Raw genomic sequence first — 13,671 nt, 5'->3', positions numbered from 1 at the left:
TTATTTCCCACATTGTCTAGAAACGAATGGATTGTTATTACCTTGTATTTGTTTAATTCTATGATCTCTTTCGCACTCCCACTTTGTAACAGGATTTAGTTTGTCCCAAGCTTCCATTGTCTTTCTTTCTTGTGGGGATAGCTTAATATTGTATTGCTCGCTCATATATAAATATGACCTTGCTATTTTTCCTTTTGTTTCATCTGGCGGCATGGCAACTCTATCCTTAAATTTTATTCTCATAGAGCACTGACCATACGAAGCCCCACCATTATCATTCCATTGCGTGAACTTGTAGTTGCTTCGATTCCCGTTAACTTCGCCAACGGCAGGAACAAGGTTATGTAAGTCTGATTCCATCTTTCTAAAGCTAGGATCTTTAGAGCAATTTTTTCTACCTCCATCTTGCCAACATCTCATTTGATGTCCAAAATTCCATGCTGGCATGACATGTTCCCATTCTATACGGTTAGCTCTTTTCGGTTCTTTTCTGACCTTATAACCGCAAGATTCCAGATCTGGACTTCCTGAACCTTTGCTACCTTTCCAGCTTATATTGCAACCACAATAAAAAGTATATGGGTGATGTTTGTAGATTTCATACGCCTCTTTCTTTGCTTGATAAAAGCTATTTGGGTAGGCAAAAGACAAAGGGGATATAGCTAGGGTGATAAGTAATATTTTTCCATTCATAACCAAACCAGTCTTGTGATAGTTTATTGTGTATATATTCATTTCATTTTACATTTACTTGATGAAAAATGATAATCCATTTATTATGTTTTTATGTTCATTTTTGTGGAGGGTAAAGGGATGATAAGTTGCAGCGCTGCAACCGAACTCAAGCGCAGTGTTCAGAAAGAAAGCACTATCACTTTTTATTTCAAAGATCCTCAGAGTCAACGTTATTTTAGGCTTGGTTCAGAATGTGACGTAAAAAGCAAAGTGTTGGCAGAGTGGGAGGCAATCGATCTCTTTCATGGCTTTACTTCCTTCTATGCAATGCTAAGTAATACCGGTTCTGCTTTGTCTGAATTAAAACCTATATCAGCAGAAATGGCTTCTTTGTTTCTACAGAAAGGAATTGAAGAAATCGTTAGAACGTCTAGGCAAGGAGCATCATTTGAAAGTTTGCAGTGAAGAAGACGTATTGATAGCAAGTCAGTACAGTACGCTATTTGATTTATCAAAAACATGCGGAGTCAACGGAAAGCATATTCATTGCCAATTTCCATACAGCGAATTTAGTGGTGATCACAAAATGCTAAAAAAGGAACTGGCTAGAAAGGGAGCGAACTCGCTCTTTTTTAAAGAAGTAGGACTCATTAATCTAAAAGAAGAAACCGCTCAATGAGCGGTTTTTCTTGTTAAGTGTCGCGCCCAGGCTAAAGCCTTTTTAACGCTGTCTTATAAACAGCATTTCGCTCTCTTTTTCCAACGGCGACAACGGAGACTACAATTTCAGCATCTCGCACTTCATAGACTAAGCGATACCCAGCACTACGAAGCTTAATTTTATAGCAGTTAGGCATACCACTTAATTTTGCCGTTGGGACGTGAGGGTTGTCTAATCGTTCGCGTAACTTCTTTTTAAACTGAGTTTGGATAGTGGCATCAAGCTTTTTCCATTCTTTTTCTGCATCGCTTTTAAACAATAACTTATAGGTCATTGATGTTGACCTCAATTTCTTCCTGTTCCCGTCTATCCTCTACTAACTGAGCTAACTCAATATCCTCTAACTTATCCATAAGCAACTCGTAGGCATCAGCAGGGACGCAATAGAACGCTGGTTGATTTCGGTTTAACACCGCCACAGGGAACCCGTCAGCTTGCTCTATGACTGCCATAGGATTCTTTTTAAGTTCTGTAATGCTTGTTGCGTTATCGGCTAGTATCGGTCTAATAATATCCATTGCTTTACCTCAATTAAAACTACTTATCAGCACTTATATTAGGTCTTTTTGTGCATAATTGCCACTATCAGACCGATTAAAAGCACTTCCATTGACTCTTTTGGACATTTTGCGTATTGTGTGTGACAAAGCCCAACAGGGCGCACCAATAAGGAATGCGACATGAAAGAATCAGATGTGATTGAATTGTTAACAGCCGTTGCCAATAAAATAGGCTATCGTTTTAATTCCGTTCTGACCAACAAGGAAAAGCAAGAATGCCATTGGCGCTTCTCCTATATATTAACGTCCGATAACGGTCTGCAAATCCGAGTTTATATTGCTAAAGACATCCTACCTCAATGGAAGTTAGGCTATGTAGAGCGTACTTTTCATTGTTGCAGCAAGATTGGTAGCTCATTAAACAAACCGATACCAACGATAGCGGCTGATATTAAGCGCAGATTGTTGTGTGACACTGCCAGCGCTCTAGAAAGCAAAGCTAAGGTTGAGCGCAAGACATTTCTACGAAATAGTGAAAAAGAAATGCAAGAGCATTTTATTAACGCTGTAAAATCTCAATTCTCTATCAAACCGAGTCGCCAGCAGCGATACACAAACGCTGACTTTGAAGTGCAAAACATCAATGGTGATCGGGTTGGTCATTTTCTTTTCACAATGGATAAGCCCAACTTCGAACCTAAGATCTCTCTAAGTCTGAGCAATATCACATCTCAGCAACTTTTTGAAATTCTCAATATCGTCACGCAGCCTAAATCATTGCAGCAATGATTTAGCTGTATACAATATTAATCATTGTTGCAATGGATAAGACTATGAGCACATCAAACTATCGCTTTAGTAAAGTACAACGAGAAATCTTAATTCGTCTTACTCATGCCTTTATGCGCGATATAAAAGAGGCTAAATCGACAGTGTTAAATCAAGCGGTCAACAAAATGTTGGATGCAAGCATTCATCCCAACAACTTTAGAGCATCGTGCAAAATCTTAGAGGAGCGAGGATTTATTATGCGTAAAAAGGTTGAGTTTGATTGGTACATAAACATTACCCCAAAAGGCTTTGAATTAGCTTTAGATTGGATTGATAGCGAGTAATTTATATGGATTTCACAAAACATTGGACTTCTGAGCGGGCGAGAAAAAAGCAGACAGCGCTCACTAAGCTATCGAACGGGCTGCTTAATGAAGTGGTTAATGATTCATTCACTAGAGAGCTATTTGATCAAGATGAATTAGATGCAATGAGAACCGCAGCCAACGCATTAGCAAAAGTAAAACAAAAATTCGCCCATGTTAAAGAGCAAAAAGCGAGGATTGAAAAGCGCAAAGAGCAGGAACTCAATCATATAAAGCAACAGAGTAGAAAATTTGCTCAGAAAGTATATGACTCTTTCAGCCCTCCATTCGACTCTTGCAATAAAGAAATATTGTGTTTGTGGGTAACGGCTACCAAGGTAAACCCACATGATTTCCCACCTGAACGTTGGGAATTAGACATCAACGACAACATAGAAAATCACTACCTAGCCAGTGACGATGAATTAAGAAAGAGGCATGTTTGGTCAATGAGAGATAAAGCGCTGACTGCTTTTGAAAAATACCTTAGCTACGCTTGGCGATTCTCATTTGAGCAAGACAAATACATTCCTGTCAAACCAATCAAAGAGGCAGCCGAAGAACTACGTAACCTTATTAATCACAATGAATATTCGAAAGTCGAAAGGTGTTATAGCGATCTGTTTGAGTCTTTAGAGTCATATAATCGAAATATCATAGCCTTACAGCGAAGAAAAAACATCAAATCGGTCTAGTGTAGAAGTTGCAGCGCTGCAACTTCTTTTGGTCATTTTGCACATTTAACCATTGACCTTTGCGGTCATTTTGCGTATTATGGTAAGCAAGAAGTAAGACTGTCTTACTTAACAAGCCCATCAGGGCATAACCCATGAGGATAAAAACATGACTGGTAAAATTGTAACGGTTGCTAATTCTAAAGGTGGCGTAGGCAAATCAACAAAAGCTGCAAACTTGGCGATTGATTCAGCTAAAAAAGGCTTTAGTGTTTTATTGGTAGACAGTGAAAAATCAGGAACAATGCTTGATTACGGAAACCGAGACATTGACAACCTAACGGTCATTAATGGTTATGAGAAATCATTTCCAAAAATGCTCGATGTGTACCGTAACTCTTACGACCTAATTATTGTTGATACCGCAGGTGTTAACGCTGATCTGCAAGGTGATGATGATAATTTTCAAGAGACTTTGAATCATAAAATCCTGACTAAGACAGACTTACTTATCATCCCTGTAGAACCTAGTCCGGTGGCAATCCGAAAAACATACCGCTTTATTCAAACTGCTGAAAACTACTTAGAAGCATCCAGAGGCAGTATGCAAGCGTTGATTGTAATTAACAAATACAGCGCTCAAACAAAATTGTCTCGTGAGTTGATTCGAGATCTTCCAACCCTTACAGATATTCCTGTATCTAAAAACCGCATTCGCAAAGCTGAATGTGTCATGCAAGCTGAAATTGATCTGCTGTCTGTTAATGAATTTGCACCTAGCGAAAATGTAGCGCTGGATATTCGTTTGTTTGAAAAAGAGGTTTTCGAACTCTTGTCATTGGAGGCTAAATAATGAGTGGTTTTGTACTAAAAGCGGCTGAAACAGCTAAAAGCACAATTAGTAATCAGCAAAACTCACCTAAGCCTCAAAAGCAGGATTTTAAAATTGAGGTTGAAGATGAGATTCTTTTAATCCCTTGGCAAATTATTCACCCAGACCCAGATCAGCCGCGCAAAGAGCGTGATCCTATCGAGTTCTTAAAAGTAAGTAACTCGATTAAGCAGACCAAAGGGAATACACAACCAGTTAGCATTAGAAAGCACCCATCAATCAAAGGTGAATACATGCTAATTGCTGGCGAGGGGCGTTGGACTGCATGTAAAGAGCATGACTTAAAGGTTCGCTCTATCCTTAAGCAAGACTTCGATAACGAATCATTGGAACCAGAGCAAGCGTGGAACAAGCTATTTTACCAAGTATCAGAGAACGTTGGGCGCAATGACTTAACCTTAGTACGAGAAGCAGAAGCGTTAGATTTGCTGGTTAAATCCCACAAAGATGAGTTACCAGCAAAAGACATTGGTTTGATGTTAGGTTATGACAAAACGAAAACATCACGCCTAATGAAGCTTGCCTCAGCACCAGATTCAATCAAGCAATTATCTTTGGATGGTGTATCTCAAAACATCAACATGTTTATTCTGCTTATTGATCTGTTTTCATTGGTAGATGAATCAACGTTTTCTGAATACCTTTCACAAGTCAAAGACAAGCAGCTTTTTGAACGAGGGCTAAGAGAAATCGTTAGAAACCTTAAATCACCGAAAAAAACGCTGACTAGCTCTGATAATGCTATTGAAACGTTACTTAACAAGGCTCTTAAAAAACGCCAACTTAATGATTCAATTAATGCTGAGCGAATGTCAGAAATGACGGAACGCCTAACCAATGTTTTTGAAGAACTCAAAGCCGAAGGGCACAAGAGCGAAACGTTAAGTCAGGTATTAATTACTTCATTACCTAATGAAGAAAACGAAGCCTTTAAAACGCTTCTCAATGCACGTTTGTTGCGTAAGTTTTTTAGTGAGAACTTAAAACCAAAGAGCATTGCAGAATCGGAATCTGAAATGACGGAAAGTGTTACTTACCCCTTAGTTGTAGAGGCGCTAAGTAGCAAAAAGTGTTCTGAAAAATTAGCCGCTACCATTCAGTCCAATTTGGAACGTGCTAAAGATGAGGGTTATGAGATTAATGAGGAAGCTATTTCTGAGCATCTACAATCCATGACACCTACCTCTTTAAAGTCATTTTCTGACTTTGACACTATTGTTGATGAATGTGTGGCGGTATATGAAAAATCGCCCTCGCAGCATCCTGCCGCACCACAGGAAGTTTCTAAATTTCCAGAAATGGAGTCATTTGAAATAGTGGATGGTTACTTGTTGATTTATGTGAAAGACCAAAAGCTACCATTAAAAATCGACAAGAAAGATGCAAAAAGCCTAAAAACCGCGATTGAGCAAATGTAATAACAAATGCCGCCCTTAAGTCTCGTTGGGCGGCAACATAAAGAGATCATAATTATGAAAAGTATTTTTGAGCAAGCCGCCAATTGGCAGCAACCAACAGTAAAAGATGTTGAAACGATCATGATAAAAGCGGCAAGCAATCTTGGTTGTGAGGTTAAAAACCTTTATTCATATTTTGATGGTGATGCAAGAACGTTTCGCCGTTGGAAAGAAAATGCCGACAAAAACCCTGATCAAGCGAGTTCAATAAAATACTCACCTTTTGCGTTACTCGTTGCTATCGCCAGTTGCGATGTGGCGATTGAAAAAGGGCAGCGTAAAGCAAAGGGGGGAGAGATTATTTTTACAGAGAACAAAAAGCCATTGGAGCCTGTTAATAAAGAGCTATGGCAGCTTATCCAAGATAACTACGTTTTTACGGCTGACAACTTCGAAAGACCAAGTGAAAAAATAGTGAAGTTCTTCTACGGAAAAGATTCGGTCACTGGCATGTTTCGACAAGATTTAGCAACAATGCTTGGCTACGACAAAAACCATTTTGGAAGACTCATCGTAAGAATGAATTTTGGCACATGGGCAAGCTTAATGCTATGCATGGGCGTTCCTGTATCACGTCTGTTTGATTTCAATAAAACATCATGAGCAAACTCATAATTGGCTATGCAATAGATGGTCACAGCAAGCTGTTTGAACCTAAGTTAGATGATGCGATTCAATCTGTACCCCATGAAGAACTGAAATATCACTTAGAAACGGTAAGGCGATTGACCTTTTATGTTGACGCTGGTTTAGAAAACATGATGCCAGTTATAGCCCATTCATCACTAACGTTGAGTGAGAGCCGATTAAAGGAACTAGCGCACAGCACAAACAGGAATGATTGGGGCGATTTTCAGGAGTGGCGAAAATCCCTTTTAGCGCAATCACAGCATTAAACTAACATCGAAGTCAAAGCCCATTAGGGCGACACCTTGTAAGGAAAAAACAATGAAAACATTTCTATCTATGGCTGAGCTGGATTCAGCCCTTTCTAACACGCGCTTATTTGACACTTGCGAAACAATTCTTATCGAACATTTCTTGTCAAACACTTCCATAGTTGGAAATAAGCGCTTTCTATGCTTATGTGCAAAAGCTTACGCTCAAAGCGTTCTAACCCCAATGACCGATGAAGAACGCGCCCAAATCCCCTTTAAAGATTTAGATCAACAACAGCGACAAGTAGCCTTGTTAAGAGCAAAGGCAAGGGATGAAGAGTTACTATTACAAGTTATAAACAATGCTCGATTAGAGATAGAAACCTATTAACAGTTGCAGCGCTGCAACTATTCTCGGTCATTTTGCGTATTTTTCCATTGACTAGTGCGGTCATTTTGCATATCATTTATATCAAGAGGTGAGGAAAGTTCTCACACAAAAAGCCCAAAGCAGGGCGCACCAAAAAGGAAAAAATATGTACAGTGAAATCACTAAAAGAATGTTAAACGAATTTACAGAAAGTAACCCTAGTTTGACGAATTACATTAATGACATCGATCTAGAAACAGCTATCACAGCTTTTCATGGAGTAAGCCAGTTTCCAGAGCGTCACGCCGCCTATGAAATTGCGCAATATGCGCAGCATCTTTGTGATGTAAAATCAAATGTTTTAAAAGCCGTTCAACGTGCTATCAAAAACGGAATTCAAGTTTCAGAACAACACGAAAAAGAGATTAATGCGGAGATTAATTTATTTAAGCCAAAGCTTTTGGATGCCTACAAAGCGTACTTTCACAGTCAAGGGCGTTGCATGTCTACACATGTAACAGGAGCGTCAAACTTTCCTGTCAATTCACAGAAAAAACGACATGAAAGCGCTGACAATAAAAAAGCTCAGATAGCTAATTTAGTTCAATCAGCCACAAAGCGAATTATACGCAATATGTTACCAGATGGAGACGGGACGGTAATTCGTTCAGATTCTAATAATGCCGTTGAATTGCTTGAAATAAAACTCACGGCAAAAGTGGCGGCTCACGAGAAAATGAAGCTAGCAAACAAAATCATACGAGAGGTGCTAAAGAACCCTACAACTGATCATGATAAATGTGTAGAAGCCTTAATTACTCGATGCGGATTAAAACCAAATCAGGCGGTTTCTATCTTAGAACCGGATCATGTAGGGAAAGTAGGTTTTCCCTCATACAGTCTAACGAACTCAAATCAAGAAATTAAGCGACTGAAAAATCGCCTTGAAGAACAAAAGGCACTAATTAATTCAAGAGAGAACGAATCTAGTTCGATCTATACATTACTCGACAATGGAATAAAAACCGAACTAAGCAGTGATAATAAGATCGTCATTATATTTGACGGCAAACCCTCAGATGAAACCAGAAGCGAACTCAAGCGGAGAGCTTTTAAATGGAGCCGAAATAGAGCAGCCTGGGTTAGAAAGCATACGCTGAATGCTGAAAAAGATTATGAGTGCTTCATTCTTCCAATGCTAAAAAGTCTCTAATCCCACAAAAAAGGCAACTGATTGGTTGCCTTTTTTCTATACAAACGTTGCTTTTTGCGGTCATTTTGCATATAATTTATATCAAAGCCCACTAGGGCGAACCCAAGAGGATAACGTTATGCATACCGCTACATTACTGAGTGTTAGAAAGCAGCTATCAGAAACCAGACAGTTATTTCTTCTAGACAAAAAGAAAAACCGCTTTATCAGTGAGTTAAGAGCAGGAAAAAGAGGTTTAGAAGTGCTATCTCATTTGTTCGATTACCTCACCAGCAGCAACAAAAAAGGCTATACCAGCGAACAGCTCAGCGCGATCAAGTCCCATTCCCAAGGAATAACACAGTCAGAGTGGCAAGTAGCCGCCAAACAAGGCGTGTATGCAATTTATTCAGATTACCGTCACCTACGTCCAGCAATTATATTTAAAAGCTCTCAAGAGGGTTTTAAGCTCATTAAAGTCACGTTCTTACTAGACCTAGAGCAAGAAATAATTTCAGTGTGAACGCATTTCAATTTAGATTCAGTAGAAATTCCGCTTCCTCGGCTTCCGACTAATCTGAAAAAAGACTCAGATTAGCTACAGCACTGCGGCGAGCGGCTTATTTATAAGGCTCATATTATATGACTTTAACCAAGAAAATGATTATTAAAGCGGCTATTAAATCAACAGGCATAAGGCTTGAGTATATCGAATTAGTTAAATTTGAGGGTGAGTATCATTGGGGAGGGAAAGCTGGCGCTGTCTTTGATGAAATGAACACCTATTACAAAAAGCTGGATGATGTGCCATTAGAACGATGGATTAATGATCTTGAAAGCAAAATAGCAAGCGTACTAGAAACATCCAATTTTAAGTACATCAACGATTATATAGAGAGTGTTGATTGGGATAGTTGACGGTCATAATGCGTTTTTAAATATTGTTTTTATGGTCATTTTGCGTATAATTGAATTATTAACTAGACAGTCAGAGAATAGCAAAATGAAAACAAAGGATATTAGCTCAATTGTTCCGCTAAACGCCCATGATGGAAGTTTTAACCTTTCCGCTTGCTTTCATCATGGTAGCGGTCATGCAACATTTGTTAATGTCTCAAAGGAGGCATGTGATAAATGCAAAGGTGATCAGGAATCTCTTAAGCAGCTTTTTATTGATACATACGAAAAATCAGGTTCCATCAAGTTATATTAATGTTCCATAAAAAGCCCACTAGGGCGACACCCAAGAGGACAAAGCAATGAATGATCAGGAATACAATTTCGAATCGCTTTCAAACATCAGCAAAGCATCATTTAAAAAAATGGCAATTGTCACCCCGCGCCGCTTCATTCAGTTTTATCTAACTGATGAAGGAAAACGTAAATTCAATGTCATTAACAATTTCAGCAAAGAGCACAGCGCTCTAATATACCACCGCCTAGAAGCCGCTGTAGTGGACGCTAAGCCACTTTATAGTGTATGGGCTATCAATGCATCCAATCATGATCTTCTAGGGTTCAATTCTTTTAGAACGATTCAAGAAGTTAAACGCTTTTTAATCTCTTTTTATTCCTAATATGCGATAGAGTTGCAGCGCTGCAACTCTTTTTTTTGGTCATTTTGCATGTTTTTTATTGACTTATGCGGTCATTTTGCATATAATTTATATCAAGAAGTGAGGGAAGCTCTCACACCAAAAGCCCACTAGGGCGAAACCCAAAGAGGATAATAAGTTATGTATCTAGTACAAAAACCTTTCACTGGCTCTATCGTTGCTTGTGTTGAGTCAAACCAAGATCCAAAAATCCCTGAAATTCTGAAACGTTGCAACGTTTCCGGCGAATGGAACGTTATCGACGACGACGAACTTACGCAATTGTTTGACACTTACGAGCAATCCCTTTGCTCTCTACCGAAAACATGCACCGCAGAGCGCTTCAATGACATGTTTGAAATTTTACCACCTTGCCAATGGTCAACCGTTGGCGGCGTGGAAATGTTTCATGTTAGCGAACGCTTATATGGAAACGTTGTTTCATGGTTTTTTAATTACCAAAACGCTTTTTATACGTGCGAGCAATTAGCAAGCGCCTCGAAAACTGATTTATCTGAAATGGTCAAAGCTGCCTACAACGCTGCTCAGTAGACTTATTACCTTGCAACGGTCAAACGTATTGACCGTTGCGCTATCAGCCAAGAAAAGCCCCACAGGGCGCGTGGAAGAGGCAAAACTATGCAGGGATTCAGAATTGCAAAAGGTAGTGATATATCACCGCCTGATTTGTGCTTAGCAGGTTTTACAATGATAGATTTTAAGTTTTACCCAAGCGAAGAAACAACGGTAAAAACAATGCTCAAATCGTTCACTATAGATAATATTGGTTCGGACAGTCAGCCAATATTTATAATCAAGAGAAAATAAACGACCTTACTTTGTAAAAGTGAATGCTTGTTCATTCGCTTTTTTTGGTCATTTTGCGTATCTTTCCATTGACTAACTCGGTCATTTTGCATATAATTTATATCAAGAAGTGAGGGGAGTTCTCACACCAAAAGCCCACTAGGGCGACACCTTGTAAGGAAAAATACAATGAACATTAATGAAGCGTTTAACCTATTAGATCTTTCTGGCGAAGCTACTCAGCTTGAAATAAAAAAAGCTTACAAAAAAGCATCTATCAAATACCACCCTGATAAAAACCCTGCAAACCCTCAAGTAATGGTAGCGATCAACGCTGCTTACACATTTCTTAGCAATTTAGACGCTGATCCAGTACAGCAAGACGCAGACGCAACTAATTACGATTTTGCCGAAGCGTTACAGACTGTAATTTCTGAACTTGCAAAACTAGATGGATTAAATCTAGAAGTTTGTGGTAACTGGATTTGGATCAGTGGCGAGACAAAGAAACACAAAGATTCAATCAAAGAACTAGGTTGTTATTTCTCTCGAAAAAAATGCATGTGGTATTTTCGACCAGCAGAATATAGAAGCCGTTCAAGACGTTCTCATGACATAAGCGAAATCCGCGAAATGCACGGCTCTCAGGTAATCAAAACAGGTCGAACCAACACACAATTACTACGATAAAAAAAAGAGGCGCTACGCGCCTCTCCTTGGAGAATTTCGCTATGTCACTCATTTCAGCCAGCAAAGAAAATACTGCTAAAAGAACCGCTCAAAAAGAGCGATTCAATAGAACATATAACGACACTAAAGAACGATGCAAAAAAACAGTAGGTTCATTTCAAAATACTATAGGTAACAGCGCAATGCTAAAAGGCGCTGATCATGACACAAACGTTGATCTTGTATCTGATATGAAAAAGTTGATTATGTCTAAGTCTTCATGGTCACTCGATGAACTAAATCAATATGTTTCAAAACTAAATCATGATAATAGTATTAACTGGAGAGTTGAAAGAATCAGGCAGTCAATTTTTACTGGATTTGTTGTTACTATCTCGCTATCTGAATGCAACCCTACATTTATCTTCAAAAGTAAAAACGGGCTGCTAACTTGCACGTCATTTACTATCGCATAAAAAAAGGGAAGCATTAGCTTCCCTTTTCTCTTAATGGATATTTTTCTGACATAGCTCTTAACCAAGTGTTTGCCTCTTTTCTGGCTCTATTGGCTGTTTTAACGGCATCAGATTCTTCATGAAGTATTCGCAAGATAATACATGAGTAAATCCGTGAAACTCGATATCTAACATCATATCGAGTTTTAGAAAGCGTATCCTCTATAAACTTGAGATCAGCTTTGTGATACATTGGTGGTTTCAGGTTCATCAATATCAACCCCTTCTAACTGACGTTCGCCAGCAACTAGGCTTTCATACAATTCACTTATCTCCTTAAGACCTTTAGCTACAGTTCTTTTAAGTGTTGCATTCATCTTGTCATCTAGATCAAACGCCAACTTTGATTCACCTTGAGATGTCAAAACCTCATTAACTTTGTTCAACTTATCTTGAATTTCATCAATATTTTTTACTGTTGATTCTTCGACTTTGAACTTGTAATCAACTCGCTTTTTTTTCTCAACTTTTGTAAATAGACCAGCCATTTTTATTACTCCAACAATTGTAAGCCATTAGCAATTATAGTCATTAATAATATTTTTTTAAAGAGGGCGTTACAGCTACGCTGTCGGGCTTTTCGCTTCGCTCGTATCGCTAACTTGAATCACAAGTATCGAGCAAGCTCGATGTGATTCTAAGTTCCAGATACGCAATCCCTAACGCAAAAAATCTCTGAAAATCTTCACCTCTTTCGCGTGAAAATTTTGAATTAAACATTTAGATCCACCTGCTCCCTTTCGCGTTGTTTTTCGTTAAATGCACTGACTTCTATTTATCTCAAAGTAGAACCTTGGTATCAAGGGTTCGCTACGCCGCTACGCGCCCTTGATACCAAGAACCATACGTTGAGATTGAGAAGTCAGGCAATAACAAAAATCAACACTCCAATAGGTGAAATCATGGAATCAATATTCAACTCAAAATCAAAAGGCTTTAGCGTAGCGAAAGGTAGCGACATATCACCAAGTGATTTACTGTCATCTGGAATCTTTATGAAAGATTCAAAATTTCATCCTCATAACTTGGACACAGTTGAACACTTGATATTCAAAGCATTTAGAGAGGGAAAAATAAAAACAAACTACTTGGTTAGAGAAGAATCCACATTCCTAAACAGAATATACAGATTCGATGCTTGCCCGTTTTAACGGGCTTTTTTTTTAAAAATCTTGATTACTGATTTGGGCGTTACAGCTACGCTGTCGGGCTTTTCGCTTCGCTCGTATCGCTAACTTGAATCACAAGTATCGAGCAAGCTCGATGTGATTCTAAGTTCCAGATACACAATCCCTAACGCACTCGAAAGAAGAATTATACACATACACACAGCCACTTCCGAGATAATTCCTCCGGTCTCGAAAGTAACTATGCATATGTGCATAATTCTTCAATTAGCTTCTGAGAACGTTGTTAGAAAGACCGCAAGCAGTGTTATACACATACACACAGCCACTTCCGAGATAATTCCTCCGGTCTCGAAAGTAACCATGCATATGTGCATAACACTGCAATAAGCATCGCCGCAAGTTGTGAAATAAAACAAGAGGTCAAGGCTAGAAGTCACTTCTACTAAAACAGGGAGGAATT

Annotated in this window: 22 protein-coding genes; 18 read left to right on the top strand and 4 right to left on the bottom strand. The window is 38.8% G+C overall.

All coding sequences use genetic code 11. The annotated features are described in order from the left end of the window. Positions 1-693 carry an endonuclease gene (locus F0228_RS22485; protein WP_171762780.1) on the bottom strand — a complete coding sequence of 231 codons (693 nt, stop codon included), beginning with the start codon at positions 691-693 and terminating at the stop codon, positions 1-3. A 120-nt stretch (positions 694-813) separates the two neighbouring features. On the opposite strand from F0228_RS22485, the gene F0228_RS22480 reads away from it, so the two are divergent. Further along, the gene (locus F0228_RS22480) at positions 814-1,140 is read left to right on the top strand and encodes a hypothetical protein (RefSeq protein WP_171762779.1); all 327 of its coding nucleotides are present in this window, start codon (positions 814-816) and stop codon (positions 1,138-1,140) included. Continuing rightward, on the top strand, positions 1,124-1,354 hold the full coding sequence (locus tag F0228_RS22475) for a hypothetical protein (protein ID WP_171762778.1): 231 nt from the start codon (positions 1,124-1,126) through the stop codon (positions 1,352-1,354). The genes F0228_RS22480 and F0228_RS22475 overlap by 17 nt, the downstream gene beginning before the upstream one ends. Positions 1,355-1,385: 31 nt before the next feature. Here the strand turns inward: F0228_RS22475 and F0228_RS22470 are convergent, their stop codons facing one another. Both F0228_RS22470 and F0228_RS22465 read right to left on the bottom strand, forming a co-directional pair. After that, complete coding sequence (locus F0228_RS22470) at positions 1,386-1,670, bottom strand: type II toxin-antitoxin system RelE/ParE family toxin (RefSeq protein WP_171762777.1); 285 nt, start codon at positions 1,668-1,670, stop codon at positions 1,386-1,388. Then, positions 1,660-1,908: a type II toxin-antitoxin system prevent-host-death family antitoxin gene (locus F0228_RS22465; RefSeq protein WP_345775989.1), complete on the bottom strand. Its 249-nt coding sequence runs from the start codon at positions 1,906-1,908 to the stop codon at positions 1,660-1,662. The genes F0228_RS22470 and F0228_RS22465 overlap by 11 nt, the downstream gene beginning before the upstream one ends. A gap of 168 nt (positions 1,909-2,076) precedes the next feature. On the opposite strand from F0228_RS22465, the gene F0228_RS22460 reads away from it, so the two are divergent. The 16 genes from F0228_RS22460 (at position 2,077) to F0228_RS22385 (ending at position 12,042) form a co-directional block, all read left to right on the top strand. Further along, entirely contained in the window at positions 2,077-2,685 is a 609-nt protein-coding gene (locus F0228_RS22460) for a hypothetical protein (RefSeq protein ID WP_171762775.1), read from the top strand. A gap of 44 nt (positions 2,686-2,729) precedes the next feature. Beyond that, positions 2,730-3,011, top strand: a complete 282-nt coding sequence (locus F0228_RS22455; RefSeq protein WP_253820320.1) for a hypothetical protein — start codon at positions 2,730-2,732, stop codon at positions 3,009-3,011. A 5-nt stretch (positions 3,012-3,016) separates the two neighbouring features. Further along, positions 3,017-3,727: a hypothetical protein gene (locus tag F0228_RS22450; protein WP_171762773.1), complete on the top strand. Its 711-nt coding sequence runs from the start codon at positions 3,017-3,019 to the stop codon at positions 3,725-3,727. Positions 3,728-3,875: 148 nt separating this feature from the next. After that, positions 3,876-4,559: a ParA family protein gene (locus F0228_RS22445; RefSeq protein ID WP_171762772.1), complete on the top strand. Its 684-nt coding sequence runs from the start codon at positions 3,876-3,878 to the stop codon at positions 4,557-4,559. Next, a complete protein-coding gene (locus F0228_RS22440; protein ID WP_171762771.1) occupies positions 4,559-6,016 on the top strand; it encodes a ParB/RepB/Spo0J family partition protein in 1,458 nt (485 codons plus the stop codon). Before F0228_RS22445 ends, F0228_RS22440 begins: the two co-directional genes overlap by 1 nt. 54 nt (positions 6,017-6,070) lie before the next feature. Continuing rightward, complete coding sequence (locus tag F0228_RS22435; protein WP_171762770.1) at positions 6,071-6,658, top strand: hypothetical protein; 588 nt, start codon at positions 6,071-6,073, stop codon at positions 6,656-6,658. After that, positions 6,655-6,951 carry a hypothetical protein gene (locus tag F0228_RS22430; protein WP_171762769.1) on the top strand — a complete coding sequence of 99 codons (297 nt, stop codon included), beginning with the start codon at positions 6,655-6,657 and terminating at the stop codon, positions 6,949-6,951. Before F0228_RS22435 ends, F0228_RS22430 begins: the two co-directional genes overlap by 4 nt. A 52-nt stretch (positions 6,952-7,003) precedes the next feature. After that, positions 7,004-7,324, top strand: a complete 321-nt coding sequence (locus F0228_RS22425) for a hypothetical protein (RefSeq protein WP_171762768.1) — start codon at positions 7,004-7,006, stop codon at positions 7,322-7,324. 145 nt (positions 7,325-7,469) lie between these two features. Continuing rightward, a complete protein-coding gene (locus tag F0228_RS22420) occupies positions 7,470-8,516 on the top strand; it encodes a hypothetical protein (RefSeq protein WP_171762767.1) in 1,047 nt (348 codons plus the stop codon). Between the two features lie 118 nt (positions 8,517-8,634). After that, a complete protein-coding gene (locus F0228_RS22415) occupies positions 8,635-9,018 on the top strand; it encodes a hypothetical protein (protein WP_171762766.1) in 384 nt (127 codons plus the stop codon). A 119-nt stretch (positions 9,019-9,137) separates the two neighbouring features. Beyond that, positions 9,138-9,413 carry a hypothetical protein gene (locus F0228_RS22410; RefSeq protein WP_171762765.1) on the top strand — a complete coding sequence of 92 codons (276 nt, stop codon included), beginning with the start codon at positions 9,138-9,140 and terminating at the stop codon, positions 9,411-9,413. Positions 9,414-9,498: 85 nt separating this feature from the next. Continuing rightward, a complete protein-coding gene (locus tag F0228_RS22405) occupies positions 9,499-9,708 on the top strand; it encodes a hypothetical protein (protein ID WP_171762764.1) in 210 nt (69 codons plus the stop codon). Positions 9,709-9,754: 46 nt separating this feature from the next. Further along, complete coding sequence (locus tag F0228_RS22400) at positions 9,755-10,072, top strand: hypothetical protein (protein WP_171762763.1); 318 nt, start codon at positions 9,755-9,757, stop codon at positions 10,070-10,072. A gap of 159 nt (positions 10,073-10,231) precedes the next feature. Then, a complete protein-coding gene (locus F0228_RS22395; RefSeq protein WP_171762762.1) occupies positions 10,232-10,642 on the top strand; it encodes a hypothetical protein in 411 nt (136 codons plus the stop codon). A 444-nt stretch (positions 10,643-11,086) separates the two neighbouring features. Then, on the top strand, positions 11,087-11,587 hold the full coding sequence (locus F0228_RS22390) for a J domain-containing protein (protein ID WP_171762761.1): 501 nt from the start codon (positions 11,087-11,089) through the stop codon (positions 11,585-11,587). A 41-nt stretch (positions 11,588-11,628) separates the two neighbouring features. Further along, a complete protein-coding gene (locus F0228_RS22385) occupies positions 11,629-12,042 on the top strand; it encodes a hypothetical protein (RefSeq protein WP_171762760.1) in 414 nt (137 codons plus the stop codon). A gap of 215 nt (positions 12,043-12,257) precedes the next feature. On the opposite strand, the gene F0228_RS22380 is transcribed toward F0228_RS22385, so the two are convergent. Next, the gene (locus F0228_RS22380; RefSeq protein WP_171762759.1) at positions 12,258-12,569 is read right to left on the bottom strand and encodes a hypothetical protein; all 312 of its coding nucleotides are present in this window, start codon (positions 12,567-12,569) and stop codon (positions 12,258-12,260) included. Positions 12,570-13,671 lie beyond the last annotated feature (1,102 nt).

Source organism: Vibrio sp. 99K-1, from assembly GCF_013114585.1.
Classification (GTDB): Bacteria; Pseudomonadota; Gammaproteobacteria; order Enterobacterales; family Vibrionaceae; genus Vibrio; species Vibrio chagasii_B.
Note: the sequence above shows the minus strand (reverse complement) of the source record. Positions and strands in the feature narration are given on the sequence as shown.

Coding starts and splice junctions, on each gene's coding strand:
- F0228_RS22425 (WP_171762768.1), top strand. CDS start 7,004: ATGAAAACATTTCTATCTATGGCTGAGCTGGATTCAGCCCTTTCTAAC.
- F0228_RS22400 (WP_171762763.1), top strand. CDS start 9,755: ATGAATGATCAGGAATACAATTTCGAATCGCTTTCAAACATCAGCAAA.
- F0228_RS22485 (WP_171762780.1), bottom strand. CDS start 693: ATGAATGGAAAAATATTACTTATCACCCTAGCTATATCCCCTTTGTCT.
- F0228_RS22450 (WP_171762773.1), top strand. CDS start 3,017: ATGGATTTCACAAAACATTGGACTTCTGAGCGGGCGAGAAAAAAGCAG.
- F0228_RS22480 (WP_171762779.1), top strand. CDS start 814: ATGATAAGTTGCAGCGCTGCAACCGAACTCAAGCGCAGTGTTCAGAAA.
- F0228_RS22390 (WP_171762761.1), top strand. CDS start 11,087: ATGAACATTAATGAAGCGTTTAACCTATTAGATCTTTCTGGCGAAGCT.
- F0228_RS22445 (WP_171762772.1), top strand. CDS start 3,876: ATGACTGGTAAAATTGTAACGGTTGCTAATTCTAAAGGTGGCGTAGGC.
- F0228_RS22380 (WP_171762759.1), bottom strand. CDS start 12,569: ATGGCTGGTCTATTTACAAAAGTTGAGAAAAAAAAGCGAGTTGATTAC.
- F0228_RS22405 (WP_171762764.1), top strand. CDS start 9,499: ATGAAAACAAAGGATATTAGCTCAATTGTTCCGCTAAACGCCCATGAT.
- F0228_RS22395 (WP_171762762.1), top strand. CDS start 10,232: ATGTATCTAGTACAAAAACCTTTCACTGGCTCTATCGTTGCTTGTGTT.
- F0228_RS22470 (WP_171762777.1), bottom strand. CDS start 1,670: ATGACCTATAAGTTATTGTTTAAAAGCGATGCAGAAAAAGAATGGAAA.
- F0228_RS22410 (WP_171762765.1), top strand. CDS start 9,138: ATGACTTTAACCAAGAAAATGATTATTAAAGCGGCTATTAAATCAACA.
- F0228_RS22455 (WP_253820320.1), top strand. CDS start 2,730: ATGAGCACATCAAACTATCGCTTTAGTAAAGTACAACGAGAAATCTTA.
- F0228_RS22460 (WP_171762775.1), top strand. CDS start 2,077: ATGAAAGAATCAGATGTGATTGAATTGTTAACAGCCGTTGCCAATAAA.
- F0228_RS22420 (WP_171762767.1), top strand. CDS start 7,470: ATGTACAGTGAAATCACTAAAAGAATGTTAAACGAATTTACAGAAAGT.
- F0228_RS22430 (WP_171762769.1), top strand. CDS start 6,655: ATGAGCAAACTCATAATTGGCTATGCAATAGATGGTCACAGCAAGCTG.
- F0228_RS22385 (WP_171762760.1), top strand. CDS start 11,629: ATGTCACTCATTTCAGCCAGCAAAGAAAATACTGCTAAAAGAACCGCT.
- F0228_RS22415 (WP_171762766.1), top strand. CDS start 8,635: ATGCATACCGCTACATTACTGAGTGTTAGAAAGCAGCTATCAGAAACC.
- F0228_RS22435 (WP_171762770.1), top strand. CDS start 6,071: ATGAAAAGTATTTTTGAGCAAGCCGCCAATTGGCAGCAACCAACAGTA.
- F0228_RS22440 (WP_171762771.1), top strand. CDS start 4,559: ATGAGTGGTTTTGTACTAAAAGCGGCTGAAACAGCTAAAAGCACAATT.